The organism is Streptomyces sp. NPDC001415 (assembly GCF_053597395.1).
Map to the genome: position 1 here is coordinate 63,527 of NZ_JBSFIE010000021.1, position 24,842 is coordinate 88,368.

The window sequence follows — 24,842 nt, forward strand, 5'->3', positions numbered from 1 at the left end:
ACCAGACTAGAACCGCCCCCGGCCGGTGGTGCGGCCGGGGGCGGTTCATTGCGTACAAAACAATCCGGAAGCGGAGGGCGCTGCCCGGCGGGAAGCTAGAGGACGCACTCCGCTTCGGCGTAGCGCTCGGCCGGGACGGTCTTCAGGGTGGCCGTCGCCTCGGCGAGGGGGACCATCACGATGTCGGTGCCGCGCAGCGCGGTCAGCATTCCGAACTCGCCGCGGTGCGCCGCCTCCACCGCGTGCCAGCCGAAGCGGGTGGCGAGCACCCTGTCGTACGCGGTGGGCGTGCCGCCGCGCTGGACGTGGCCGAGGATGACCGGCCGGGCCTCCTTGTTCAGGCGCTGCTCCAGCTCGATGGAGAGCTGGCGGGCGACCCCGGCGAAGCGCTCGTGGCCGTAGACGTCGGTGCCGCCCACGTCGAACTGCATCGAGCCCTCGCGCGGCTTGGCGCCCTCGGCGACGACCACGATCGCGAACTTCTTGCCCGCCGAGAAGCGCCGGCCGACCAGCTCGGTCAGCTCGTCGATGTCGAAGGGGCGCTCGGGCACGACGATGGCGTGCGCGCCGGCGGCCATGCCCGAGTGCAGCGCGATCCAGCCGGTGTGGCGGCCCATGACCTCGACGATCAGCACGCGCTGATGCGATTCGGCGGTGGTCTTGAGGCGGTCGAGGGCCTCGGTCGCCACGCCCACGGCGGTGTCGAAGCCGAAGGTGACATCGGTCGAGGCGATGTCGTTGTCGATGGTCTTGGGCACGCCGACGATCGGAAGCCCCGCCTCGGACAGCAGGGTCGCGGCCTTGAGGGTGCCCTCGCCGCCGATCGGGATGATCGCGTCGAGACCGAGTTCGGCGACGTGTCCCTTGGCGCGCTCGACGCCGTCGCGCAGATGCGCGGGCTGGACGCGGGAGGAGCCGAGGATAGTGCCGCCACGGGCGAGGATGCCGCCGACCGCGTCGAGGTCGAGCTTGCGGTAGTCGGCTTCGAGCAGGCCCCGCCAGCCGTCGTGGAAGCCGATGACCTCATCGCCGTGGTCGACCACCGCGCGGTGCACGACGGATCGGATGACGGCGTTCAGGCCGGGGCAGTCGCCGCCGGAGGTGAGCACACCAATTCGCATTGCCCGGAGAACCTTTGCAACGTGGGCCGACGACCGGACCACGTCGTCCGGTTGGATCCCCGTCACCCTACCGGCGCAAGGTGACGGGGGCCGAATCGGAGGTCCGACTGATGGACGTGGTACGAACGTACGAACCGTCCATCAGTCGGGCCGAGTTGTCGCGGTTGCCCGTTTCGCGTGGTTACGCGGGCTGGGTCGCCGACGCGATGCGCTCGGCGCGCAGCGCCTCGTACCACCGGTCGTCGGTCGGCGGCAGCGCGTTCACGTCGAGCGCCAGCTTCAGGAGCATGTCCGCGATCTGCGGATTGCGCGCGAGGACCGGGCCGTGCATGTACGTACCGAACACGGTGTCGTTGTACGCGCCCTCGGTGCCGTCACCCGTGCCGTTGCCCTTGCCCAGGCGGACCCGGGCGAACGGGCGGGCGGTCGGGCCGAGGTGGGTGACGCCCTGGTGGTTCTCGAAGCCGGTCAGCTGGGGCAGGCCGAGCCGTTCGTCGATGTCGCCGAGCACGTCGCCGACGCAGCGCTCGCCCTCGCCGCGCGTCGAGATCACGTCGATCAGGCCGAGGCCCGGCTCGCGCTCGCCGAGGTCGTTGATGAACTCGTGGCCGAGGATCTGGTACCCGGCGCACACCGAGAAGATGATCGCGCCGTTGGACGCGGCGCGCTCCAGGCCGCCGTCGCGGCGCAGCCGCTCGGCCGCGAGCCGCTGCGGCCGGTCCTCGCCGCCGCCGATGAGGTAGATGTCACCGGAGGTCGGGATCGGCTGGTCGCTGCGGACGTCGAGCCGGTGCACTTCCAGGCCGCGCTGGCGGGCCCGTCGCTCCACGACCAGGGCGTTGCCCTGGTCGCCGTAGGTGCTCAGCAGGTCGGGGTAGACCCACACGAGGCGCAGGCTGTTGTCTGCCATGTCGCTTGCTTGCTCCTTGCTGGGTCAGTTGCCGACGACGCGGCGGACGTCCTGGAACGCGGTGTAGTTGGCGATGAGTTCGATCCGCCCGGGCGGCGCCAACTGGGCGCATTCCTCCAGGCTTTCGCAGACCCGGAAGTCCAGGTTCGCGACCTCAAGACGCACCGCCAGGTCCAGCTTGCGGTCGCCGATCACGAAGATCGGGTGGCCGGCGAGCCGGGTGTAGTCGACGTCCCACAGCCAGGAGGTGTCCGTGCCGTCCGCGCCGCGCGCGTTGACGGACAGGATGACCGGCGTGGGCGGCGGGTCGATGAGGGAAAACGTTTCGAGCCAGCCCGCCGGGTTCTTCGCGAGCAGCAGCCGCAGCTCCCGGCCCTGGAAGTTCACGACGTCGTAGCGACCGGCCACCGCCTGCACCTGGTACATGCGCTCAAGGGCGACCTGCGGCGGCACCCCGAACACCGCGGCGACCGCGGCGGACGCGGCGGCGTTGGCCTTGTTGGCACGGCCGGGCAACTGGAGGTGGATCGGCCAGGCCGACCCGTGCGGGTCCAGTACGTAGTCGCCGTTCAGGACCCAACTGGGCGCCGGGCGGCGGAAACCGCACTCGCCGCAGAACCAGTCGTCGCCGGGCCGCTGCATCACACCGCCGCAGGCGGGGCACGACCAGGCGTCGTCCTTCCACTCCTGGCCGGCCGCCACCCACACCACGTTGGGGGAGGAGGACGCCGCCCACACGACCAGCGGGTCGTCCGCGTTGGCGATCACCACGGCCTTGGAGCCGGACAGGCCCTCGCGCCACTTCTCGGCGAGCATCCGGGTCTCGGCGGCGCGGTCGAGCTGGTCGCGCGAGAGGTTGAGCAGCGCGATCGCCTTCGGCGTCACATCGCGAGCGACACCCGCCAGATACTTCTCGTCGACCTCGATCACGCCGTACTTGGCGTCCGAACCGCCCGCCAGCGCCGACGTGATGCCCGCGGGCATATTGGCGCCGAGCGCGTTCGACACCACCGGGCCGCTGGCCCGCAGCGCCTCGGCGATCAGCCGGGTCGTGGTCGTCTTGCCGTTCGTCGCCGACACCAGGACGACGTCCAGATGAGTGGCGAGCCGCCCGAGCAGATCGGGGTCGAGCTTGAGCGCGACGCGCCCGCCGATCACCGATCCACTGCCCCGGCCCGCCGCGCGCGACACCGCCGCGGCGGCCTTGCCCGCGGTCACCGCCAGCTTGGCTCGCGGTGACAGGGGCCCGGCACCTCCAACGTGTCCTGACATCGTCCTTGATCCTCCTTGCGCCTGGGTCGGGTGTCAGCCTATCGAGATCCGGTCGGCGGCCCGAACCGCGCCACCATCCGGAATGGCCTCCACCCCTCGGAACGTACTCTTGCGCCCATGCGCCACCGTCCCATTCCCGGCAGTTCCGGCTCCGTACGAGAGATGAGTCTCCTCGGCGACCGGTTGCTCCACGCCCCCTGCGAGCCCGTCACGGACTTCGGTCCCGCGCTGCGCCGGCTCGTCGAGGACATGTTCGCCACGATGTACGCGGCCGACGGCGTCGGCCTGGCGGCCAACCAGATCGGCGTCTCTCAGCGGGTGTTCGTGTACGACTGCCCCGACGACGAGGACATGCGGCATCTCGGGTACGTGGTGAACCCTCGGCTGGTCGAGGCGGACGGCATCGAGGTGCGCGGCCCCGAGGGCTGCCTCTCCCTGCCGGGCCTTGAGGCGCCGACCTCGCGGTTCGACCGCGCGGTGGTGGAGGGCGTGGACCTTTCCGGTGAGCCCGTACGCATCGAGGGCACGGGCTTCTTCGCCCGCTGCCTGCAGCACGAGTGCGACCACCTGGAGGGGGTGGTGTACGCGGACCGGGTCACGGGGTGGCGCAGGTCCTTGCTGCGGCGGGCGATCCGTCGGGCGCCGTGGGGAAGGGGCGGGATATAGGGGATCAGAACCCCGGCCCGCCCGCCCTGTCGCCCGCCGCCGCGAGCCGCCCCCACAGGAGGTCGGCCAGCGCCTGCACCAACTCCGCGCGGGAGCAGGGGCGTTCGCCCAGCCACCAGTCGCCCGCCGCATGCATCATGCCGACGATCCCGTGTCCCCAGACCCGCGCGAGCACCTCGCTGCCGGGCCCGAGGTCGATGCGCTCGGCGATGACCACGCCCAGATCCTCGCCCATGCGCCGAAGCAGCGGCGCGGAGTGGCGGCCGACGTCGAAGCCCTGCTCGGACTCGGGCGCCGGGGAGTCCTCGGCGGGGTGCATCAGGAACCGGTACACCTGAGGCCGTGCCTCGATGGCGGTCAGATAGGTCTCCAGCGTCGCCTCGACCCGCTCGCGCCGCTCGGCCGGCGCGTCGAGCGCGGCCCGCAGCGCGGAGAGCAGGGCGTCGGTGTGGCGCTTGGCAAGGGCCCGGTAGAGCCCGCCCTTGTCGCCGAAGTGCCGGTAGAGAATGGGCTTGGTGATGCCCGCCTCCGCCGCGATCGCGTTCATGGAGGCCTTCGGGCCGTCCCGGAGCACCACCCGGTCCGCCGCCTCAAGCAGTTCGCGCCGTCGGCGCTCCGCCGCCGTTCGCTGCTGTTCGGCCTGCTGTGTGGTCTCCATGGGTTCTTCTCCCCGCCCGTACTGCATTTTCCGTGGGTTCCATCTTTCGAAAGCCTTGCGCAACGTAACACTCCGTCCGGCCGCTGCGCTGGGCGGCCGGTGGTCGGTTGACAGAGGCTACCCGTCGGTAACAGACTGCTGTTACCGCAAGTAACGCATGGAGTGGTGGAGGGGACATGGCCGAGTTCACGATGGATCTCAGCGACGACCAGAAGCAGGTCCGGGACTGGCTGCACGGGTTCGCCAAGGATGTGATCCGCCCCGCGGCCGCCGAGTGGGACGAGCGCGAGGAGACCCCCTGGCCGGTGATCCAGGAGGCGGCCAAGGTCGGAATCTACTCCCTCGACTTCTATGCGCAGCAGTTCTTCGACCCGACCGGTCTCGGCATCCCGGTCGCCATGGAGGAGCTGTTCTGGGGCGACGCGGGCATCGCACTCTCCATCGTCGGCACGGGCCTGGCCGCCGTCGGCGTCCTCGCCAACGGCACCGAGGAGCAGATCGGTACCTGGATTCCGCAGATGTACGGCGACGTGACCGACGTCAAGGTCGCCGCCTTCTGCTCCTCCGAGCCGGACGCGGGCTCCGACGTCGCCTCGATGCGTACCCGGGCCGTATACGACGCGGCCAAGGACGAGTGGGTCCTGAACGGCACCAAGACCTGGGCGACCAACGGCGGCATCGCCAACGTCCACGTGGTGGTGGCCGTGGTCGACCCCGAGCTCGGCTCCAAGGGCCACGCCTCCTTCATCGTGCCGCCGGGCACCCCTGGCCTGACGCAGGGTCAGAAGTTCAAGAAGCACGGCATCCGCGCCTCGCACACCGCCGAGGTCGTCCTCGAAGACGTGCGTGTGCCCGGGCACTGCCTGCTCGGCGGCAAGGAGAAGCTCGACGAGCGGCTGGCCCGCTCGCGCGAAAAGGCGAAGGCGGGCGGAGAGCGCGTGAAGAACGCCGCGATGGCAACCTTCGAGGCCTCCCGCCCGGCCGTCGGCGCGATGGCCGTCGGCACCGCACGGGCCGCGTACGACTACGCGCTCGAATACGCCAAGACCCGCGAGCAGTTCGGCCGTCCGATCATCGACAACCAGGGCATCGCCTTCCAGCTCGCCGACATGCGCACCCAGATCGACGCGGCCCGCCTGCTGGTGTGGCGCGCGTCCTGGATGGCGACGACGGGCAAGAAGTTCGAGGCGGCCGAGGGCTCGATGTCCAAGCTGTACGCGAGCGAGACCGCGAAGAAGGTCACCGCCCAGGCGATCCAGATCCTCGGCGGCAACGGCTACACCCGCGAGTACCCGGTGGAGCGCATGCACCGGGACGCCGCCATCTACACGATCTTCGAGGGCACGAGCGAGATCCAGCGACTCGTCATCGCCCGCACCCTGTCGGGCATGCCGATCCGCTAGTGGTCGGCGCGCGGCCCGAAGATCCGGTCGAGGTGATAGCCCAGGGTGGCTGTCACCTCGACCGCCGTGCGTCGCGCGTGCAGCATGTCCCCGCCGAGCCCCACGGCACCCGACACGAGCAGGTCGGCCTCGTGGCGCGCGTCCAGGCCGGGCCGGCAGGCGCCGTCCTCCTGCGCCTGCGCGATGATCCCCGCGACCAGGTCCTCCAGTGGATGCTCGGCGCTCAGGAACACCGCCGCGAGCGCGGGATCGGTGAGGCTGCGGGAGTAATAGGCCGCCAGGACCCGCAGCCCGAAGCACCGCTCCTCGTCGAGCGGCAGGAACTCCTGAAGGATCGCGTCGAGCAGCGCGCGGGGGTCGCTCGGGTCGTAGTCGATCCGCTCGCGGGCCCGCCGCTCGTTGTCCGCGTGCAGCAACTTCAGCGCACCGACGAGGAGTTGGTGCTTGCTCCCGAAGTGGTACTGGACCGAGCGCAGCGAGACGCCCGCCTCGGCCGCGATCTCCCGCATGCTCGCCTCGTGCAGCCCCCGCCCGGCCGCGATGCGCCACACCGCCCCCGCGATCTCCCGCCGCCGCCCCGCCGGTTCCTCGGGCTCCTGCGGCTCGGGCTCCGGCAGCGGCGGCCGCTTGCGCGCGCGGTACGCCCGCGCCTGGCAACTCCGCGAGCAGTAGCGCGCCGGACGACCGCGCCCGACCGGCCCCAGGCTCGTACCGCACACCTCGCAACAGGCTTCCTTTTCGTCACGCACACAACTGACTATAGGCGGAGAATTAGTGTGACGTAACGCGCCCTTCCCTAGGAATTTCATCCCCTCGCGCTGGTACGTTCGTATCAACGGGTGAGCGATTCCACGGGAGAGGAACCATGAAGTACGACGTGTTGCAGATCGTCGGCGCGATCATGATGACCCTGTTCGCACAGGGGGCGATCCGGCTGCTCATCGACCACGACAACCGCGGACTGCTCGGCTGGATCCCCGCCGGATACTGGGCCCTGCTCTGCGCGTACGCGGTCGTGATCGCCGCCGGAGTGATCCTCACGAGCTGGTCGCACACGCACGCCAAGGCGCTCGGCCGCCGCTGACCGGCCCCGGGTGCGCGAAAGGCGCCCCGCCCTCGGAGGAGGGGGAGCGCCCTTGGCGTCAACTACCGGGTCAGGCAGGGAGGTTGGCCTCGATGAGGGCGACGACCTCGGGGGCGTCCGGCTCCGTGCGGGGGCGGATGCGGGCGGCCACCTCGCCCTGCGGGGAGAGCAGGAACTTCTCGAAGTTCCACTGGATGTCGCCGGCCTCGCCGTCGGCGTCCGCGGTCTTCGTCAGCTCCGAGTACAGCGGGTGCCGGCCCTCGCCGTTCACGTCGGTCTTCTCCAGCAGCGGGAAGGTCACGCCGTACGTCGCCGAGCAGAACGTGCCGATCTCCTCGGCGGTGCCGGGCTCCTGGCCGCCGAACTGGTTGCACGGCACGCCGAGCACGGTCAGACCGCGGTCGCCGTACTCCTTCTGGAGCCGCTCAAGACCCGCGTACTGCGGGGTCAGACCGCACTTGGACGCCACGTTCACCAGGAGCACGGCCCGGCCCTCGTAGTCGGCGAGCGAGGTCGGCTCGCCGGTCAGGGTGCGCAGCGGGATGTCGTACAGGCTCATAGGTAACTCCTTCTGGAATAAGGTGAGTTGATCAGTCGCGGGCGACGGTGACCAGCGGGCGGAAGAGGCCCTCCTGCACCACCGACACCAGCAGTTCGCCCTCGCGGTTGTAGATCCGGCCGCGGGCAAGACCCCGGCCGCCGGTCGAGACCGGGGACTCCTGGTCGTACAGGAACCACTCGTCGGCGCGGAACGGGCGGTGGAACCACATCGCGTGGTCGAGCGAGGCCATGTCGAAGCCGCGCGGCCCCCACAGCGGCTCGACCGGGATGCGCACCGCGTCCAGGAGCGTCATGTCGCTCGCGTACGTCAGCGCGCAGGTGTGCACCAGCGGGTCGTCGCCGAGGGGGCCCACCGCGCGCATCCAGACCGCGCTGCGCGGATCCGCGTCCTTGATCTCCTCGGCCGTCCAGCGCAGCCGGTCCACGTACCGGATGTCGAACGGCTGGCGGCGCGCCATCCGCTCCAGTGCCTCGGGCAGCGCCCCCAGGTGCTCGCGGATCTCCTCGGTGACCGTGGGCAGCGACTCCGGCTCCGGGAAGTCGAGGCGGGGTGGGAGCTGGTGCTCGATGCTGCCGGGCTCCGGGCGGTGGAAGGACGCGGTCAGGTTGAAGATCGTGCGGCCCTGCTGCACGGCCGTGACCCGCCGGGTGGTGAAGGAACGCCCGTCGCGGACCCGTTCCACCTGGTAGACGATCGGCACGCCGGGGCGGCCCGGACGCAGGAAGTAGGCGTGCAGCGAGTGCACCGGGCGCTCGCCTTCCGTGGTGCGCCCGGCCGCGACCAGCGCCTGGCCCGCGACCTGCCCGCCGAAGACGCGCTGGAGGGACTCCTGCGGGCTGCGGCCACGGAAGATGTTGACCTCGATCTGCTCCAGGTCGAGCAGATCGACGAGTCTCTCCGCCGGGTTGGTCATGTCGTCGCGGTCCTCTCGCAGAAGGGGGGGAGCGGTCAGAGTTCGCCGACGTCGGTGACGCGCACCACCGCGCGGCCCTCTTCGTCGGAGGCCGCCAGATCGACCTCCGCGCTGATGCCCCAGCCATGGTCGCCGTTCGGGTCGGCGAACGTCTGGCGGACGCGCCACAGGCCGTGCGCCGCGTCCTCCTCGATCGAGAGCAGCTTCGGGCCGCGTGCGTCGGGGCCGGTGCCGAGGTCGTCGTACTCGTCCCAGTACTTGTCCATCGCCTCGCCCCACGCGTCCGCGTCCCAGCCGGACTCCGCGTCCAGCTCGCCGAGCGCGTCGACGTTGTCCAGGGCGGCCAGCTCGACCCGGCGGAACAGCGCGTTGCGCACGAGCACGCGGAAGGCGCGGGCGTTGGCCGTGACGGGCTTGACCTCGTCGGCCTTCTCCTGCGCCTCCTCGGCGGTCTGCACCTCGGGGTTGGCGAGCTGCTCCCACTCGTCCAGGAGCGAGGAGTCCACCTGGCGCACCATCTCGCCCAGCCAGGCGATCAGGTCCTCCAGGTCCTCGGTCTTCAGGTCGTCCGGGATGGTGTGGTCGAGCGCCTTGTACGCGCTCGCCAGATAGCGCAGGACGATGCCCTCGGTGCGCGCCAGCTCGTACCAGGAGGTGAACTCCGTGAAGGTGAGCGCCCGTTCGTACATGTCGCGGATGACGGACTTCGGCGAGACCGGGTGGTCGCCGACCCACGGATGCGACTTCTTGTAGACGTTGTACGCGTGCCAGAGCAGCTCTTCCAGCGGCTTCGGGTACGAGATGTCCTGGAGCCGCTCCATGCGCTCCTCGTACTCGACGCCGTCCGCCTTCATCTGCCCGACGGCCTCGCCGCGTGCCTTGTTCTGCATCGCGGCGAGGATCTGCCGCGGGTCGTCGAGCGTCGACTCGACGACCGAGACCATGTCGAGCGCGTACGACGGCGACTCCGGGTCGAGCAGGTCGAACGCGGCGAGCGCGAACGTCGACAGGGGCTGGTTCAGCGCGAAGTCCTGCTGGAGGTCGACGGTGAGCCGGATCGTGCGGCCCTCGGCGTCGGGGGTGTCCAGCTGCTCCACCACACCGCCGTCGAGCAGCGAACGGTAGATCGCGATGGCCCGGCGGATGTGCCGCAGCTGGGCCTTGCGCGGCTCGTGGTTGTCCTCCAGGAGGTGCCGCATCGCCTCGAAGGCGTTGCCCGGCCGGGCGATCACCGACAGCAGCATGATGTTGGTGACCCGGAAGCGCGAGGTCAGCGGCTCGGGCTCGGAGCCGATCAGCTTCTCGAAGGTGGTGTCCGACCAGGCCACGAAGCCCTCGGGGGCCTTCTTGCGGACCACCTTGCGGCGCTTCTTCGGGTCGTCGCCGGCCTTGGCGAGCGCCTTCTCGTTCTCGATGACGTGCTCGGGTGCCTGGGCCACCACGAACCCGGCGGTGTCGAACCCGGCGCGCCCGGCGCGGCCCGCGATCTGGTGGAACTCGCGGGCGCGCAGCGTGCGTACGCGATTGCCGTCGTACTTGGTGAGCGCGGTGAAAAGCACCGTACGGATGGGCACGTTGACGCCGACGCCGAGGGTGTCCGTGCCGCAGATGACCTTCAACAGGCCCGCCTGCGCGAGCTTTTCGACCAGGCGGCGGTACTTGGGCAGCATCCCCGCGTGGTGCACACCGATGCCGTGGCGGACATAACGGGACAGGTTCTGGCCGAACTTGGTGGTGAAGCGGAAGTTGCCGATCAGATCGGCGATCTTGTCCTTCTCCTCGCGCGTACACATGTTGATCGACATGAGCGACTGCGCGCGCTCGACCGCCTGCGCCTGCGTGAAGTGCACGATGTAGACGGGCGACTGCTTGGTTTCGAGCAGCTCGGTCAGCGTCTCGGTGATGGGCGTCGTCACATACTCGTACGAGAGCGGCACGGGCCGGGTCGCCGAGCGGACGACGGCGGTCTCGCGGCCGGTGCGGCGCGTCAGGTCCTTCTCGAACATCGCGACGTCGCCGAGGGTGGCCGACATCAGGACGAACTGCGCCTGGGGGAGTTCCAGGATCGGGATCTGCCACGCCCAGCCGCGGTCGGCCTCGGCGTAGAAGTGGAACTCGTCCATCACGACCTGGCCGATGTCGGCGTGCTTGCCGTCGCGCAGCGCGATGGAGGCGAGCACCTCGGCGGTGCAGCAGATGACGGGCGCGTCCGCGTTCACGGAGGCGTCGCCGGTCAGCATGCCGACGTTCTCGGTGCCGAAGAGCTTGCACAGGTCGAAGAACTTCTCCGAGACCAGCGCCTTGATCGGCGCGGTGTAGAAGGTGACCTCGTCGCGAGCGAGTGCCGCGAAGTGCGCACCCGCCGCCACCAGGCTCTTTCCGGAGCCGGTCGGGGTCGACAGGATGACGTTGGCCCCCGAAACGACCTCGATCAGCGCCTCCTCCTGGGCCGGGTACAGGTTGATGCCCTGGTCCTCGGCCCAGGTGGAGAAGGCCTCGAAAAGGGCATCGGGGTCGGCACTCGGCGGCAGCTGATCGATAAGGGTCACGACCCCATCTTGCCTGGCGCACGGCCGGAAGCGGGAACCGGCCGCCGACCGGAAGATCATCGCAGGTAGGCTGCCAGCTCGGCCCGTCCCCGGACGGGCCGTCAACTGACGGACGGAACAAGAGGAATGGGGCGGGGCACGGTCATGATGGGACCTGCGCACTCACTGTCGGGGGCCGCGGCCTGGCTCGGGGTGGGCGCGGCGGCGGCCGCCGCCGGACACCCCATGCCGTGGCCGGTGCTCGCCGTGGGCGCCCTGATCACGGCGGGTGCGGCGCTCGCACCCGACCTCGACCACAAGTCGGCGACCATCTCGCGCGCCTTCGGGCCGGTGTCGCGCGGCCTGTGCGGCATCGTCGACGAGCTGTCGCACGCCGTCTACAAGGCGACCCGCGGGCCCGGCGACCCGCGCCGCAACGGCGGCCACCGCACCCTGACGCACACCTGGCTGTGGGCCGTCCTGATCGGGGCGGGCGCCTCCGCGGCGGCGGTGTTCGGCGGGCGCTGGGCGGTCCTCGCGATCCTCTTCGTACACCTGGTCCTCGCCGTGGAAGGCCTCCTTTGGCGGGCCGCCCGGGTCTCCAGCGACGTACTGGTGTGGGCGCTCGGCGCGACCAGTGCGTGGATCCTGGCCGGCATTCTCGACCAGCCGGGCAACGGCTCGGACTGGCTGTTCAGCGGGCCGGGCCAGGAATACCTGTGGCTGGGCCTGCCGATCGTGCTCGGCGCCCTCGTCCACGACATCGGCGACGCGCTGACGGTCTCGGGCTGCCCGATCCTGTGGCCGATCCCGCTGGGACGCAAGCGCTGGCACCCGGTCGGCCCGCCGAAGGGCATGCGCTTCAGGGCCGGCAGCTGGGTCGAGCTGAAGGTGCTGATGCCGGCGTTCATGGTGCTGGGCGGGATAGGCGCGGCGGGGGCGCTGAACTTCATTTGAACCCCGCCCCGCCTCTTCCTGAGACCCTCCGGGGGTGAAAGGGCTGAGGGCCGTTCCCGGGGGCGCCGCCCCCGGACCCCCCTGCCAGGGGCGCGGGGCTGTGACATTGTGCGGCTCCGCCGCGTGGGCGCGATCAGCCACGCACGGCCCGCAGTGAACAGCGAACAAGGGCCCGGCGCCCAGCCCCGAGCCGGGACCGGGGTGGCCCGGCCCCGGAGTGCCGGGCCGGGGCCCAGCACCGAAGTGCCGGGCCCCCGCCCCGCAGGGTCACCCGTGCCAGGACCGCCACAGCGCCGCGTACGCGCCATCCGCCGCCACCAGCTCGTCGTGGCTGCCCAGCTCGCTGATCCGGCCGCGCTCGACCACCGCGATGACGTCCGCGTCGTGCGCGGTGTGCAGGCGGTGGGCGATCGCCACGACGGTGCGGCCGTCCAAGACGCGGGCAAGGGAGCGCTCCAGGTGGCGGGCCGCCCGCGGGTCCAGGAGCGAGGTCGCCTCGTCCAGGACCAGCGTGTGCGGGTCCGCGAGGACCAGCCGGGCCAGCGCGATCTGCTGCGCCTGCGCCGGGGTGAGCGACAGACCGCCCGAGCCGACCTCCGTACCGAGGCCGTCGTCCAGGGCCCGCGCCCAGCCGTCCGCGTCGACCGCCCCGAGCGCCGCCCACAGCTCGGCGTCGTCGGCGCCCGTGCGGGCGAGCAGCAGGTTGTCCCGCAGCGAGCCCACGAACACGTGGTGCTCCTGGTTGACCAGCGCGATGTGCTCGCGCACCCGCTCCGCCGGCATCCGCGACAGCTCGGCCTCGCCAAGCGTGACGCGGCCCTCGCGCGGGGCGTAGATCCCGGCGAGCAGCCGGCCGAGCGTCGACTTGCCCGCGCCCGACGGGCCGACCAGGGCGACCCGCGTGCCGGGGGCCACCGAGAGCGACACCTCGTGCAGTACGTCCACGCCCTCGCGGTAGCCGAATCGGACCTCGTCCGCCTCGACGTCCCGGCCGTCGGGGCGCATCGCGGCGTCGCCCGCGTCCGGCTCGATGTCCCGCACGCCGACCAGGCGCCCGATCGACACCTGGGCGACCTGGAGCTCGTCGTACCAGCGCAGGATGAGCCCGACCGGCTCGACGAGCATCTGGGCGAGCAGCGCGCCCGTGGTGAGCTGGCCGACCGTGATCCAGTCCTTGAGGACGAACACCCCGCCGATCGTCAGCACCGACACCATGATCGTCATGTGGGTCACGCTGACCACGGGGAAAAGCACCGACCGCAGGAAGAGCGTGTACCGCTCCCAGGCCGTCCACTCCTTGACCCGCTGGTCCGACAGCGCGATCCGGCGCGCGCCGAGACGGTGCGCCTCGACCGTGCGCCCCGCGTCGACCGTCTCGGTCAGCGCGGAGGCGACCGCCGCGTAACCGGCGGCCTCCGAGCGGTACGCCGCGGGCGCCCGCCGGAAGTACCAGCGGCAGCCCACCACGAGCACCGGCAGCGCGATCAGCACGGCGAGCGCCAGCGGCGGGGCCGTGACCCCGAGCGCGCCGAGCAGCAGCGCCGCCCACACCACGCCGATCGCCAGCTGCGGCACGGCCTCGCGCATCGCGTTGGCCAGGCGGTCGATGTCCGTGGTGATCCGGGACAACAGGTCGCCCGTACCGGCCCGCTCAAGGACGCCCGGCGGCAGCCCGACCGACCGCACCAGGAAGTCCTCGCGCAGATCGGCCAGCATCTCCTCGCCGAGCATCCCGCCACGCAGCCGCACCATCCGCACGAACACCGTCTGGATGATCAGCGCGGCCGCGAACAGGGCTGCCACGCGGCCGAGTTGAAGGTCGCGGGACCCCTTCGACAGGTCCTCCACGACGCCGCCGAGGAGATAGGGGCCGACCATGGAGGCGATCACGGCGACCGCGTTGACCCCGACCAGGACCGAGAACGCCCTGCGGTGGCGCCGCATGAGTTCCTTCACGTACGAACGCACCGTCGCCGGGGTGCCCACCGGCAGGGTGGTCGCCGACTGCGGGGCCGCCGGGTCGTACTCCGGTGCTGCCACGCCGATCATGCCGACTCCTCCACTTTCTCCATCGCCCGTGCCGCCGCCTCGGACATCGCCTTCGACTCCTCCTCGTCCGTCTCGCGGGTGACGACCGCGCGGTAGCGGACGTCGGTGTGCACCAGTTCGCGGTGCACACCCACCGACGCGACCTCGCCGTCATGCACGAACACGATCCGCTCGGCCAGGTCGAGCAGCAGCGGCGACGACGTGAACACCACCGTCGTGCGCCCCGCCCGCAGCCGCTTGATGCCGTCCGCGACCCGCGCCTCGGTGTGCGAATCGACCGCCGAGGTCGGCTCGTCGAGCACCAGCACTTCGGGGTCGGTCACCAACGACCGTGCCAGGGCCAGGCGTTGACGCTGCCCGCCCGAGAGCGACCGGCCGCGCTCGGTGATCCGGGTGCCCATCGGGTCCTGCCCGTCGTCGACCGAGGCCTGCGCGAGCGCCTCCAGTACGTCATCGCACTGCGCCGCCGCCAGCGCGTCCGCCGCCTCGACCTGCCCGGACGACGGCACGTCGAGCAGCTCGCGCAGCGTGCCCGAGAGCAGCACCGGGTCCTTGTCCTGGACGAGGACGACGGTGCGGGCGTCGTCCAGCGCGAGCCCGTCGAGGGCGACCCCGCCGAGCAGCACCGAAGCCAGCCCGTCCGACTCGGCGGCATGCCCGCCGAGCCGGTCCGCGAGCCGCCCGGCCGCGTCCGGGTCGCCGCACACCACGGCCGTGAACCGGCCTTCGGGCGCGAGCAGCCCGGTCGCCGGGTCGTACAGGTCACCCGACGGCAGAGCCTGATCCGGCCCGGACGACACCCCCGTGTCCGTCCCGGCCGGATCAGTGCCCCGCTGGATCGCGAGCACCCGCGCCGCCCGCTTCGCGGAGGGCCGCGAGAACGAGTACGCCATGGCGATCTCCTCGAAGTGCTGCAGCGGGTACAGCATCAGCGTCACCGCGCTGTACACGGTGACCAGTTCACCCACCGCGATCCGCCCGTCCAGCGCGAGAGGCGCGCCGTACAGGACGACCGTGATGAGCAGCAGCCCCGGAAGCAGTACCTGGACCGCCGAGATCAGCGACCACATGCGGGCGCTGCGCACGGCGGCCCGGCGGACCTCCTGCGAGGCCTCGCGGTAGCGGCCGAGGAACAGCTCCTCGCCGCCGATGCCGCGCAGCACCCGGAGCCCGGCGACCGTGTCGGACGCCAACTCCGTTGCCCGGCCCGCTTTTTCGCGCTGGAAGTCCGCGCGCTTGGTGGCGCGGGGCAGCAACGGCAGGACGGCCAGGGCCAGTACGGGCACGCCGATCGCGACGACGATGCCGAGCGCGGGCTGGTAGACGAGCAGCCCGACACAGATGATGACGAGCGCGGCGGCAGCGGCCGCGAACCGCGAGAGCGCCTCCACGAACCATCCGATCTTCTCGACGTCACCCGTTGACACCGCCACCACCTCGCCCGCCGCGACCCGGCGCGTGAGCACCGAGCCGAGCTCGGCCGTCTTGCGCGCGAGCAACTGCTGCACCCGGGCGGCCGCGGTGATCCAGTTGGTGACCGCGGTGCGGTGCAGCATCGTCTCGCCGACCGCGATGGCCACGCCGAGCAGCACGTTGAGCGCCGCGGCCAGCGCGAGCCGGTTGCCCGAGCGGTCGACGGCTGCCTGCACGGCGAGGCCGACGGTCAGCGGAAGTCCGGCGATGCCGCACTGGTGGAGCAGTCCCCAGGCGAGGGACTTGAGCTGGCCGCCGAGCTGGTTGCGGCCCAGCCAGTAGAGGAAGCGGGGACCCGAGCGGACGTCCGGTTCGCCTGGATCCGTAAAGGGAAGATCGCGAATCTGCATGGCGTCCGGGATTCCTTGCATCGAGTGGCTGAAGCCGTGCAAGGTTCGCCCTTTCTGCTTGCGGATTTCAATCGGTTTTTCCGCGTTGGCGCACAGAACCCGCCATGGTCCACCCCTCGGGTCTGGCGTCCCGGCCGCGCTCGCGCTTCACTCCTGACCCATGAGACGACGAAGGATCATGTCCATGCTCGGCGGCCTCACCCTGGCCGCCGGTCTGGTGCTCGGCGCGGGCCCGGCCGCCGCTGCCGACACGCCGCCCGCCGAGTTCGGCACCGACTGGCACGACCCGCTGACCGCGGCGCCGCCGGTGGCCACACCGCACACCAGGTCCTGCCAAGTCACCCTGGCCGAAACCCAGTTCCGCGACTACACGCCCTACCGGGGGAGTTACACACCCCCCAAGGAATGCGGCGACCGCTGGAGCAAGGTGGTGCTCCGCCTCGACGGCAAGGTCAAGGGACGCCAGTACGACCGCCTCGGCTATCTCCACATGGGCGGCGTGGAAGTGTTGCGCACCTCGACGCCGGAGCCCTCGGTGGACGGCATCGCCTGGAACGTCGAGAAGGACGTCACGCGCTACAGCGACACCTTCCGCTCCGCGCAGCCCGTCGAGATGCTCATCGGCAACACCGTCGACGACACGTACACCGGAGTCATCGACGTCAAGGTGACGCTCACCTTCTACGCCGCCGAAGGACACACCGCACCCGCCGCGACCCCCGACACGGTGCTCCCGCTGAACACCCCGCAGGTGACCACCCCGCGCAACGCGGAACGCGTCGTCGCCGAGGTGTACGCGACCGGTTCGGGCGGCGGCTGCGAGGAGTTCTGGTACCTCGCGGTCCCCGACCCCGCCGCGTACTCCTGCAAGGCGCCGGCCGGACCGAACCGGGAGGTGCAGATCAGGGTCGACGGCCAACTCGCCGGAATCGCCGCCCCGTTCCCCACCGTATGGACGGGCGGCTGGTCCAACCCCTTCCTCTGGTACGTCGTCCCCGCGCCCCGCGCCTTCGACGTGAAGCCCGTCGAGTACGACCTGACGCCGTACGCGGCGCTGCTCAACGACGGCCGCCCCCACAAGGTCGAGGTGTCCGTCGCAGGGGTCCCCGCCGGGCAGGCCGGCTGGTCCACGCCCACGAACCTGCTCATCTGGCAGGACAAGGGCAGCAAGGCCGTGACGGGCGCACTGACCCGGCACGACGAGACGACGCCGGTCAACTCGACCACGTACAAGCCCGGTTCGCCCGAACTGCGGCTCGACGCGAGCAGCAGCCACCGGCTCACCACGGCCGGCTACCTCGACACCTCGCACGGACGCGTCACCACGACGGTGGCCCGCTCGGTGTCGGCCGACTCGGTGCACCGCTGGACCCAGGGCGAGAACACCGATGCGCTGAAGGGGAGTTGGCGCGACGACGAGAGTGTGACGACGGCCGGCCGCGGCCCCGCCGTGACCGCCCGGAACACCCGGACGTACACGATGGACGGCACCACGACCATCGCCGCGGACAACCGGCTGCGCACCGTCATCACCCTCGGCGACCGCGCGGACGCGCTCACTCTGCGCGGCGCGCGCCCCACCGCCTTCTCGCACCTCGACGACACCTATCAGGGTGACGCGTCGTGGACGATGAACGTGCCGCGCGACCAGCGCCACGCGGTCGGCACCTCCGTCGAGCGCTACCGCCTGTACGGCTCGGACGGCTGCTACGACCGCAGCCTGAAGACGGCCCAGGGGACCCTGACCGAGGACGTCCGGCACTGCTGAGAGGCCGCTGCCCCCGGCCCGCGCCGGCCGGGGGCACCCGGAAATTCGGATGCCCCGCAACCGGGGGCGTCCCTACGCTCTCGGCATGGACTCTGTACAGGTGCGGCCGATGCGGGAGGACGACCTCCACCGCACCGAGCGCGCGTCGGACGTGACCTTCCTCGACGGCGACCGGATCGGCGCACGCGTCGGAGATCCCGAGCCGGAGCCGCGCTCCGTGGCCGGCCAGAAGGAGTGGATCGACCGGATGCGGCACTTCCTCACCGTGGATCCCGGGGGCTGCTCGATCGCCGTGGACGGCGACGCGGTCGTCGGCTTCGCGATCTCGCAGAACCGCGACGGCCTCTGGTTCCTGGCCACCTACGGCGTGCTGCCCGACTACCAGCGGGCGGGCGTCGGCAGGCGCCTGATGGACGCAGCCCTGGCGCACGCCGACGGCCGCCCCGGACTGTTCTCCTCGTCCGTGCACCCCGGAGCCACCCGCCGCTACCGGCTCGCGGGCTTCTCCCTCCACCCGCAGATGCGGATGGTCGGCACCGTCGACCGCTCCACGCTTCCCGCGATCACCGGGCTCGACGAGGGGCGGGCCGACGACCTCGCCTGGATGGACCGGCTCGACCAGGACGTGCGCGGAGCCGGCCACGGGCCCGACCACGGCTACCTGCTCGACACCCAGCGCCTGGTCGTGTCCCGCGAGAACGGCCGGCCCGGCTACGTGTACATCGACGGCCAGGGGCGCGCGACGCTCCTGGCCGCCGCGCACCCGGAAACCGCGGAGAAACTGCTGTGGGAGGCGCTGGCCTCCTCGCGCGGCGACACCCTCGTCAACTGCATCACCACGGCCAACGAGTGGGCCCTCGACGTCGGTCTCGCGGCCCGGCTCGACATCGGCCAGGAGGGGTACATCGCCGTACGCGGCATGAAGGACCCGGCGCCGTACCTGGCCAGCGGCCATTTCCTGTGACGGTGCCGGACCGTTCCTGTGACGGTGCCGGACCGCGGAGGCGGTCCGGCACCGGCGGCCTCACACCTCGGCGGGCTTCTCGGAGTCCATCCCGGGCCGGGACTTCCGCCACTCGCCCCGGGTGAAGTCGGGGATCCGCTGCGGCATGCCCCGCTGTTTGATCGACAGATCGCTCAGCGGGACCGGCGAGGTCCACGTCGCCGCGTCGTACACGTCGAAGTCGGGCACGAGGCCCAGGCGCATGCACTGCATCAGCCGGAACACCAGCATGTAGTCCATCCCGCCGTGCCCGCCCGGGGGATTGGCGTGCTCCTTCCACAGCCAGTGGTCCCACTCGGCGTACTTCGAGAAGTCGCCCCACTCGTCGTTCTTGTGGTCCGGCTCGATGTAGATCCGCTCGGGGTAGTCCTCGAAGAGCCCCTTGGTGCCGCCGAGGCTGTTGATCCGGCTGTACGGATGCGGTGTCGACACGTCGTGCTCCAGCCGGATCACCCGGCCCTTCGCGGTCTGCACGAGGCTGATCGTGCGATCGCTCTCGATGTACGTCTCCTTCCAACTCGGGTCGCCCGGGGGCAAGTTGGCGGCCCGGTACTGGGCCAGGCCGAGCGAGGGCGAGCCGACGCTGACGATGCTGACCGCGCGGTCGCCCCGGTTGAGGTCCATGTAGTTGGCGACCGGCCCGAAGCCGTGGTTGGGGTAGAGGTCGCCGCGCAGCCGCGTGTGCCACAGCCTGCGCCACGGGCCCTCGTAGTACGCGGGGTCGAACATCAGGCCCCGCAGGTCGTGGTTGTACGCGCCCGCCCCGTGCAGCAGATCCCCGAACTTGCCCGCGTGCGCCATGCGCAGCACCCGCATCTCGTTGCGGCCGTAGCAGCAGTTCTCCAGCTGCATGCAGTGCCTGCGGGTCCGCTCGGAGAGGTTCACCAGGTCCCACAGCTGGTCCAGCTGGAGCGCGATGGGGCACTCCACGCCGACGTGAACCCCGTTCAGGAGCGCCGACTTGGCGATCTCGAAGTGCGAGTCCCAGGGCGTCGCGACATGCGCGAAGTCGATGTCGCCGCGCTGGAGAAGCTGCTCGTAGTCGTGGTCGCCGTGCACGTAGACGGCCGGTGCGGGCTGCCCGGCGGCCGTGACCTTGGCGGCGGCCCGCTCGGCCTTCGCCTTCACCGGATCGCAGAGCGCCACCACCTTGACGCCCGGCACGGCCAGGTAGAGGTCGATCATCGCCCCGCCCCGGTTGCCGAGCCCGATCAGCGCGACCCGCACCGCCGAACGCCGCTGAAAGGGCACCCCGATCATGGTGCGGCCCTGCCGCCGGGGCTCCTGAGCGGGCACCTCCTCCGCCACCGCGGGCGGCGCCCCGAACGCGAGCCCGGCCCCGGCGGCCCCCGCGGACCACAGAACGGACCGCCGACTGACGTCGTGCTGCTCCGGTACCGCGTCGTTCATCGAACCTCCAGGCGATCGACGAGACTTCCCTGGGCGGCCATTTGCCCACCCTTTACCGAACCTGGGTAGCGACATTGGAGGGTGAGGCGGTTGATGCGCAAGAGGGCGGGGTGCGCGTGTCGGGGCGCGAGCGGGCCCGGGGCTCCGATGCGGTACCGGGGGGCTCAGGGGGCGCGAGGCTCCGGCGGCGCTACGACCTCGTAGGGTCCGTCAGCAGCGGCGCTCCGGAGACCCGTCCACCAGAGCCGTCAGCAGTCCGCCGAGCACCTCGCGCTGGTCGGCGGTCAAGGGGGCCAGGATCTCCTCCGCGGCGCCCCGGCGCGCGCCGCGCAACGCACGCAGCGTGGCGCGGCCCGCGTCCGTGAGCTCGATCCGGATCACCCGGCGGTTGGTCGGATCCGGCACCCGGCGCACGTCCCCGCTCTCCTCCAGCGCGTCGACCAGCGTCGTCACCGCACGCGGGACCACTTCGAGGCGTGCGGCCAGATCGGCCATGCGCGGCGGCTCGTTCCAGTGCGCGACGGTGCGCAGCAGCCGGGACTGCGCGGGCGTGATCCCGACAGGCTCCAGGTACTGCTTCTGGATCCGGTGCAGTCGGCGCGTCAGCCGCAGCAACTGCTCGGCCAGCAGGCCGTCGGCGTCGGGGGCCCGGGAAATATGTGGCTGCATACGGGAACAATAACAGGACCCCGTTCATTGTGAGTATAGGTAACAATGAGCTATGCTCCCGAAGCCATCGCCGTTCCGCCCCCGGGCGGACGCCCTCACACCCTGTCGAAGGAGCCCATGCGCCCCGAACAATCCACCTGGACACCCCCGCCCCGCGGCACCGAGCCGCAAGAGCCCGCCCAGGTCCGCCGCATCCTCGGCCTGTTCCGCCCCTACCGCGGCAGGCTCGCGATCGTCGGCCTTCTCGTCGCCGCGTCCTCGCTCGTCTCGGTCGCCTCGCCGTTCCTGCTGCGCGAGATCCTCGACGTGGCCATCCCGCAGAACCGCACGGGCCTGCTGAGCCTGCTCGCCCTCGGCATGATCGCCACCGCCGTCGTCAACAGCGTGTTCGGCGTGCTGCAGACCCTCATCAGCACCACCGTCGGCCAGCGCGTCATGCACGACCTGCGCACCGCGGTCTACGCCCAGCTCCAGCGGATGCCACTCGCCTTCTTCACCCGGACCCGTACCGGCGAGGTGCAGTCCCGCATCGCCAACGACATCGGCGGCATGCAGGCCACCGTCACCTCCACCGCGACCTCGCTGGTCTCCAACCTCACGGCCGTCGTCGCCTCCGTCGTCGCGATGCTCGCGCTCGACTGGCGCCTGACCGTCGTCTCGCTGCTCCTGCTGCCCGTGTTCGTGTGGATCAGCCGCCGGGTCGGCCGCGAACGCAAGAAGATCACCACCCAGCGCCAGAAGCAGATGGCCGCGATGGCCGCCGAGGTCACCGAATCCCTCTCCGTCAGCGGCATCCTGCTCGGCCGCACCATGGGCCGCTCCGACTCGCTGACCAAGTCCTTCGCCGCCGAGTCCGAACGCCTCGTCGACCTCGAAGTCCGCTCCAACATGGCCGGGCGCTGGCGCATGTCGACCATCGGCATCGTCATGGCCGCCATGCCCGCCGTCATCTACTGGGCGGCCGGCATGGCCCTCCAGACCGGCGGCCCCTCCGTCTCCATCGGCACCCTCGTCGCCTTCGTCTCGCTCCAGCAGGGCCTGTTCCGGCCCGCCGTGAGCCTGCTGTCCACGGGCGTCCAGATGCAGACCTCGCTCGCCCTCTTCCAGCGGATCTTCGAATACCTCGACCTGCCGGTGGACATCACCGAGCCCGACGAGCCGGTACGCCTGACCAAGGCGCGCGGCGCGGTCCGCTTCGAGGGCGTCGACTTCCGGTACGACGACAAGCAGGAACACCCCACCCTCGCCGGCATAGACCTGACCGTGCCCGCGGGCGGCAGCCTCGCCGTCGTCGGCCCCACCGGCTCCGGCAAGTCCACGCTCAGCTACCTGGTGCCGCGCCTGTACGACGTCACCGGCGGCCGCGTCACCCTCGACGGCGTCGACGTGCGCGAGCTGGACTTCGACAGCCTGGCCCGCTCGGTCGGCGTGGTCTCCCAGGAGACCTACCTCTTCCACGCCTCGGTCGCCGAGAACCTGCGCTTCGCCAAGCCGGAAGCCACCGACGAGGAACTCGAAGAGGCCGCCCGCGCCGCCCAGATCCACGACCACATCGCCTCGCTGCCCGACGGCTACGACACCCTCGTCGGCGAGCGCGGCTACCGGTTCTCCGGCGGCGAGAAGCAGCGCCTCGCCATCGCCCGAACCATCCTGCGCGACCCGCCCGTGCTCATCCTCGACGAGGCGACCAGCGCGCTCGACACCCGTACCGAACACGCGGTGCAGCAGGCCATCGATGCGCTCTCCGAGGGCCGCACCACCATCACCATCGCCCACCGCCTGTCCACCGTGCGCGACGCGGACCAGATCGTCGTCCTGGACGGCGGCCGGATAGCCGAGCGCGGCACCCATGAGGAACTCCTCGACCAGGACGGCAGATACGCGGCACTGGTCCGCAGGGACGCCGAGCTGGCCCCCACTCCTTGAGGGCCCGTGTCCGAACGCCCGGCGCACACGCGGCGACACCGCCGCTCCCGTGGGGGCGGGGAGCGACGGCGCCGGGCGGCTCGCGACGAGCCCGTCGAATGTCTGATTTGTCTTAAATCTGGGGGTAGCGTGCCGCCATGAGTGAGACCTCGTACCGCCGACGGGTCCGGCTGTCCCGCCGTGGCTGGCTGTTCCTCCTGCTGGTGCTCGCGCTGCTCGTGGCGGCCGGTGCGGCACTCTTCCTGGCGCTGAGGGAAGAAGCCGGCGCCCCGGTCAGGACGCTGGTCGTGCCGGAGGGGTGGAGGGCGAGCCAGGTGTACGCGGCCGTCGACAAGCGGCTCGATCTGCCGCCCGGCACCACCAAAGCGGCCGCGGCCTCGGCGGACCTCAAGCTGCCGGCCGAGGCCAAGGGCAACCCCGAGGGCTATCTGTACCCGGCGACCTACCCGATCACGGACGACACGAGCCCGGGCGGACTGCTCGCCCACATGGTCGAGACCGCCAACAAGCACTTCGGGCAGGACCGGATCACCGCGAGTGCCCGGCGTGGCGGCCTGACGGTCTATCAGACCGTGACCATCGCCGGAATCGTGCAGGCCGAGGCCGACACCGCGGCCGACATGGGCAAGGTCTCGCGCGTCATCCACAACCGCCTGGCCCGCGGCATGCCACTCCAGATGGACTCGACGCTGAACTACGCGCTCAACCGCTCGACGCTGACCACCACGGCGGACGACACCAGGACCGACAGCCCGTACAACACCTACGAGCACAAGGGCCTGCCCCCGACCCCCATCGGAAACCCGGGCCAGCAGGCGGTGAACGCCGCTCTCAGCCCGACCCCGGGCAACTGGCTGTACTTCGTGACGGTGGCGCCCGGCGACACCCGCTTCGCCGACAGCTATGCCCAACACCGGTTGAACGTAAGGGAGTTCAACAAGCACCAGAAGAAGGCGGCCAGGGCCGACTGATCCGCCCGGCCGCCCTCCGGCGGTGCCCGAGCGGGCCGTTTACACTCCGGCTTGCACCCCGATTTTCACCCCGACCGGTTCCCGCTCAAGGAGCCGCTTGATCTCCTGTACCGCCGCCCGGCCCGCCCGGTTCGCGCCGATCGTCGAGGCCGACGGGCCGTAGCCGACCAGATGGACGCGCTCGTCCCGGGCCGCCCTGGTGCCCTCCAGGCGGATGCCGCCGCCCGGCTCGCGCAGGCGCAGCGGGGCGAGATGGTCGACGACCGGGCGGAACCCGGTGGCCCAGAGGATGACATCGGCCTCGATGCTCCGCCCGTCGTTCCAGGCCACCCCGTGCTCGGTGATCCGGTCGAACATCGGCAGCCGATCCAGGACGCCCTTGGCCCGCGCCGCCCGGACGGCGTCGTTCAGCGGCAGCCCTGTCACCGAGACCACGCTCCTGGGCGGCAGCCCGAGCCGCACCCGCTCCTCCACCATCGCCACGGCCTCGCGCCCGGCCTCCTCGTCGAACGGGCCATCGCGGAAGACCGGAGGCCGGCGCGTCACCCACGTCGTGTCCGCGGCGACCTCCGCGATCTCCATCAGATGCTGGGTGCCCGAGGCCCCGCCGCCGACCACGACCACCCGCTGCCCCGCGAACGCGCCGGGCCCCGGATAGTTCGCCGTGTGCAACTGCCGCCCCCGGAACGTCTCCTGGCCGGGATAGCGCGGCCAGAACGGCCGGTCCCAGGTCCCCGTGGCATTGATCAGCGCACGCGTGGCATAGCCGCCCTCCGAAGTCTCGACGAGCAGACGCCCTCCTTCGCCCTCCCGTACCGCGCTGACATCGACGGGCCGGTGCACCCGCAGGTCGAAGGCGTCCTCGTACGCGGTGAAGTAACGGCCGATGACCTCGGAGGAGGGCCGGTCCGCATCGGCGCCCGTCAGCTCCATGCCGGGCAGCGCGTGCATGCCGTGCACCTTGGCGTACGTGAGCGAGGGCCAGCGGAACTGCCAGGCGCCGCCCGGTCGCGGCGCGTGGTCGAGCACCACGAAGTCGCGGTCGGGCTCAAGGCCCGCCCGCCGCAGGTGGTACGCGCCGGACAGGCCCGCCTGCCCGGCGCCGATGACCACCACGTCCACGTCTCGCACCCCGAAGTCGTTCACGGT

General features: G+C 71.2%; 21 protein-coding genes. 8 read left to right on the forward strand and 13 right to left on the reverse strand.

Going from position 1 to position 24,842, the window contains the following annotated elements:
• Window positions 1-95: 95 nt before the first annotated feature.
• From ACWC2B_RS25460 to ACWC2B_RS25470, 3 genes are all read right to left on the reverse strand, one after another.
• Window positions 96-1,121, reverse strand: coding sequence for a 6-phosphofructokinase (locus tag ACWC2B_RS25460; RefSeq protein ID WP_450720347.1), 1,026 nt, complete (start codon window positions 1,119-1,121; stop codon window positions 96-98).
• A 181-nt stretch (window positions 1,122-1,302) separates the two neighbouring features.
• Window positions 1,303-2,031 carry a type 1 glutamine amidotransferase gene (locus ACWC2B_RS25465; protein ID WP_450720349.1) on the reverse strand — a complete coding sequence of 243 codons (729 nt, stop codon included), beginning with the start codon at window positions 2,029-2,031 and terminating at the stop codon, window positions 1,303-1,305.
• A 24-nt stretch (window positions 2,032-2,055) separates the two neighbouring features.
• Window positions 2,056-3,303 carry a MurT ligase domain-containing protein gene (locus tag ACWC2B_RS25470; protein ID WP_450720351.1) on the reverse strand — a complete coding sequence of 416 codons (1,248 nt, stop codon included), beginning with the start codon at window positions 3,301-3,303 and terminating at the stop codon, window positions 2,056-2,058.
• 117 nt (window positions 3,304-3,420) lie between these two features.
• On the opposite strand from ACWC2B_RS25470, the gene def reads away from it, so the two are divergent.
• Window positions 3,421-3,969, forward strand: coding sequence for a peptide deformylase (def, locus tag ACWC2B_RS25475; protein WP_450720353.1), 549 nt, complete (start codon window positions 3,421-3,423; stop codon window positions 3,967-3,969).
• Between the two features lie 4 nt (window positions 3,970-3,973).
• Here def and ACWC2B_RS25480 read toward each other — a convergent pair whose 3' ends face one another.
• A complete protein-coding gene (locus ACWC2B_RS25480) occupies window positions 3,974-4,627 on the reverse strand; it encodes a TetR family transcriptional regulator (RefSeq protein ID WP_450720355.1) in 654 nt (217 codons plus the stop codon).
• Between the two features lie 176 nt (window positions 4,628-4,803).
• Between ACWC2B_RS25480 and ACWC2B_RS25485 the strand changes: the two genes are divergently transcribed.
• Window positions 4,804-6,030, forward strand: a complete 1,227-nt coding sequence (locus ACWC2B_RS25485; RefSeq protein WP_450720357.1) for an acyl-CoA dehydrogenase family protein — start codon at window positions 4,804-4,806, stop codon at window positions 6,028-6,030.
• Here the strand turns inward: ACWC2B_RS25485 and ACWC2B_RS25490 are convergent.
• Window positions 6,027-6,779, reverse strand: a complete 753-nt coding sequence (locus ACWC2B_RS25490; RefSeq protein ID WP_450720359.1) for a TetR/AcrR family transcriptional regulator — start codon at window positions 6,777-6,779, stop codon at window positions 6,027-6,029. The genes ACWC2B_RS25485 and ACWC2B_RS25490 overlap by 4 nt on opposite strands.
• A gap of 116 nt (window positions 6,780-6,895) precedes the next feature.
• On the opposite strand from ACWC2B_RS25490, the gene ACWC2B_RS25495 reads away from it, so the two are divergent.
• Window positions 6,896-7,114, forward strand: a complete 219-nt coding sequence (locus ACWC2B_RS25495) for a hypothetical protein (protein ID WP_450720361.1) — start codon at window positions 6,896-6,898, stop codon at window positions 7,112-7,114.
• 70 nt (window positions 7,115-7,184) lie between these two features.
• Here ACWC2B_RS25495 and ACWC2B_RS25500 read toward each other — a convergent pair whose 3' ends face one another.
• From ACWC2B_RS25500 to ACWC2B_RS25510, 3 genes are read right to left on the reverse strand one after another with little or no spacing between them, the layout of a single operon-like run.
• Window positions 7,185-7,673, reverse strand: a complete 489-nt coding sequence (locus ACWC2B_RS25500) for a glutathione peroxidase (protein WP_450720363.1) — start codon at window positions 7,671-7,673, stop codon at window positions 7,185-7,187.
• A gap of 31 nt (window positions 7,674-7,704) precedes the next feature.
• On the reverse strand, window positions 7,705-8,589 hold the full coding sequence (locus ACWC2B_RS25505; protein ID WP_450720365.1) for an acyl-CoA thioesterase: 885 nt from the start codon (window positions 8,587-8,589) through the stop codon (window positions 7,705-7,707).
• 35 nt (window positions 8,590-8,624) lie between these two features.
• Window positions 8,625-11,198: a DEAD/DEAH box helicase gene (locus ACWC2B_RS25510; protein WP_450720367.1), complete on the reverse strand. Its 2,574-nt coding sequence runs from the start codon at window positions 11,196-11,198 to the stop codon at window positions 8,625-8,627.
• Window positions 11,199-11,282: 84 nt separating this feature from the next.
• On the opposite strand from ACWC2B_RS25510, the gene ACWC2B_RS25515 reads away from it, so the two are divergent.
• Window positions 11,283-12,074: a metal-dependent hydrolase gene (locus ACWC2B_RS25515; protein ID WP_450720369.1), complete on the forward strand. Its 792-nt coding sequence runs from the start codon at window positions 11,283-11,285 to the stop codon at window positions 12,072-12,074.
• A 267-nt stretch (window positions 12,075-12,341) separates the two neighbouring features.
• Here the strand turns inward: ACWC2B_RS25515 and ACWC2B_RS25520 are convergent, their stop codons facing one another.
• Window positions 12,342-14,123: an ABC transporter ATP-binding protein gene (locus tag ACWC2B_RS25520; RefSeq protein WP_450720371.1), complete on the reverse strand. Its 1,782-nt coding sequence runs from the start codon at window positions 14,121-14,123 to the stop codon at window positions 12,342-12,344.
• Entirely contained in the window at window positions 14,120-15,946 is a 1,827-nt protein-coding gene (locus ACWC2B_RS25525; RefSeq protein WP_450720373.1) for an ABC transporter transmembrane domain-containing protein, read from the reverse strand. Before ACWC2B_RS25525 ends, ACWC2B_RS25520 begins: the two co-directional genes overlap by 4 nt.
• A 160-nt stretch (window positions 15,947-16,106) precedes the next feature.
• Here ACWC2B_RS25525 and ACWC2B_RS25530 point away from each other — a divergent pair, with 160 nt between their 5' ends.
• On the forward strand, window positions 16,107-17,714 hold the full coding sequence (locus ACWC2B_RS25530; protein WP_450720375.1) for a peptide-N4-asparagine amidase: 1,608 nt from the start codon (window positions 16,107-16,109) through the stop codon (window positions 17,712-17,714).
• An 85-nt stretch (window positions 17,715-17,799) separates the two neighbouring features.
• Window positions 17,800-18,678 (forward strand): GNAT family N-acetyltransferase, encoded by an 879-nt coding sequence (locus tag ACWC2B_RS25535; RefSeq protein WP_450720377.1) that lies wholly within the window; start codon window positions 17,800-17,802, stop codon window positions 18,676-18,678.
• A gap of 60 nt (window positions 18,679-18,738) precedes the next feature.
• On the opposite strand, the gene ACWC2B_RS25540 is transcribed toward ACWC2B_RS25535, so the two are convergent.
• Window positions 18,739-20,127, reverse strand: coding sequence for a Gfo/Idh/MocA family protein (locus ACWC2B_RS25540; protein ID WP_450720379.1), 1,389 nt, complete (start codon window positions 20,125-20,127; stop codon window positions 18,739-18,741).
• Window positions 20,128-20,337: 210 nt separating this feature from the next.
• The gene (locus ACWC2B_RS25545; protein WP_450720381.1) at window positions 20,338-20,796 is read right to left on the reverse strand and encodes a MarR family winged helix-turn-helix transcriptional regulator; all 459 of its coding nucleotides are present in this window, start codon (window positions 20,794-20,796) and stop codon (window positions 20,338-20,340) included.
• Between the two features lie 117 nt (window positions 20,797-20,913).
• On the opposite strand from ACWC2B_RS25545, the gene ACWC2B_RS25550 reads away from it, so the two are divergent.
• Together ACWC2B_RS25550 and mltG are read left to right on the forward strand one after the other, a co-directional pair.
• Entirely contained in the window at window positions 20,914-22,722 is a 1,809-nt protein-coding gene (locus ACWC2B_RS25550; protein ID WP_450720383.1) for an ABC transporter ATP-binding protein, read from the forward strand.
• Between the two features lie 137 nt (window positions 22,723-22,859).
• Window positions 22,860-23,693, forward strand: coding sequence for an endolytic transglycosylase MltG (gene mltG, locus ACWC2B_RS25555; protein WP_450720385.1), 834 nt, complete (start codon window positions 22,860-22,862; stop codon window positions 23,691-23,693).
• A 39-nt stretch (window positions 23,694-23,732) separates the two neighbouring features.
• Here the strand turns inward: mltG and ACWC2B_RS25560 are convergent, their stop codons facing one another.
• Entirely contained in the window at window positions 23,733-24,824 is a 1,092-nt protein-coding gene (locus ACWC2B_RS25560) for an NAD(P)-binding domain-containing protein (RefSeq protein ID WP_450720443.1), read from the reverse strand.
• Window positions 24,825-24,842: the final 18 nt, after the last annotated feature.